Raw genomic sequence first — 1,260 nt, forward strand, 5'->3', positions numbered from 1 at the left:
CCACTGGCACGAGCGATGTCATTAATCGTCATTAAACATGGAATGGTGACAATTTTTTGCGGATACACTTTTGTTCCAAGATCATGACAGATAATTGCCAGGGTTGTCGTAATACGATCATACGCATTATTGATGGCCCCTTTTTGAATCTTAACTGTTTGAATTTTTAAATCGTCTGATAATGATTTAATCCATAGCATTAATTGCTGATTGTTATGGCTCATTACTTCTTCAAAAACTTTTATCGGAATTGAGATAATCTCAATATCCGTGTGAGCAACGGCTGAAACATGGTAACTTGAGTCATAAAACAAACCTGTTCTAGGAAACAAATTTTTCTGATTAATGAAATGTAAATAAAAAAAGGAGGCCGAGCTGTCTACACGTTCCAAGCGAACAACGCCGGAATGTAGAAAGAATATGTGGGTTCTGGAATCACCTGGATCAAAAAGAACTTGTCCTTTTTTGTAAGATCTCACTAAACTGACTTCTTGTAACTTCTTAAGGTCTGTTTCAGATAAGAATCTAAAGTCTTCCAAATGTTTATCGATCTCTTTTTTTATTTCCATTCCAATTCTCCTAACACTAAATTTTTAATTATAGTGTAACAGTTGTTCCAACACTTGCATCTTCACCAATTTTACCTAAACATTCTAGAGAAGTAATAATTGCTTCTTTTCCTGGATTGTTTTCAGCAAATTGAACTGCTGCTTCAATCTTAGGTAGCATACTTCCTGGAGCAAAGTGACCTTCTGCTTTATATTGTTCTAATTCTGCAACTGTAACATGTGTTAATTTTTGTTCGTTTTCTTTACCAAAGTTAATATAAACGTTATCGACACCTGTTAAAATGATAAATTTATCAGCATCTACTAAGTGCGCTAATTTTTCTGAGGCGAAATCTTTATCAATAACTGCTTCAACACCACGTAATTCAGTACCAACAACTGGGATTCCCCCGCCACCACATGAAATTGTGATGATGTCATTGTCAACTAATGTGTTGATTGCTTTAGATTCATGAATATCAATTGGTTTTGGACTCGCAACAACTTTTCTCCAGCCACGACCTGAATCTTCTTTAAATGTTGCACCAGTTGCAGCCATTTCAGCTTTTGCTTCCTCTTCAGATAAGAATGGACCAATTGGTTTTGTTGGATTAACAAATGCATCGTCTTTTTCATCTACGACAACTTGAGTTAACACAGTAACAACGTCTTTACTAATACCTGCAGCTTTTAATTCTGCTTCCATAGCATT

At 35.5% G+C, this 1,260-nt stretch carries 2 protein-coding genes; both read right to left on the reverse strand.

Features of this window, described 5'->3' with window-relative positions; genetic code table 11:
- Positions 1-569: Crp/Fnr family transcriptional regulator (locus tag ESZ54_RS12440; RefSeq protein WP_136137974.1), on the reverse strand; the 569-nt coding region annotated here is incomplete at its 3' end.
- Positions 570-597: 28 nt separating this feature from the next.
- A partial coding sequence (locus ESZ54_RS12445) for an amino acid kinase family protein (RefSeq protein WP_136137975.1) occupies positions 598-1,260 on the reverse strand: 663 nt, incomplete at its 5' end.

Origin of the sequence: Vagococcus silagei (assembly GCF_004795745.1) — a bacterium.
In the GTDB taxonomy this organism is placed as follows: domain Bacteria; phylum Bacillota; class Bacilli; order Lactobacillales; family Vagococcaceae; genus Vagococcus; species Vagococcus silagei.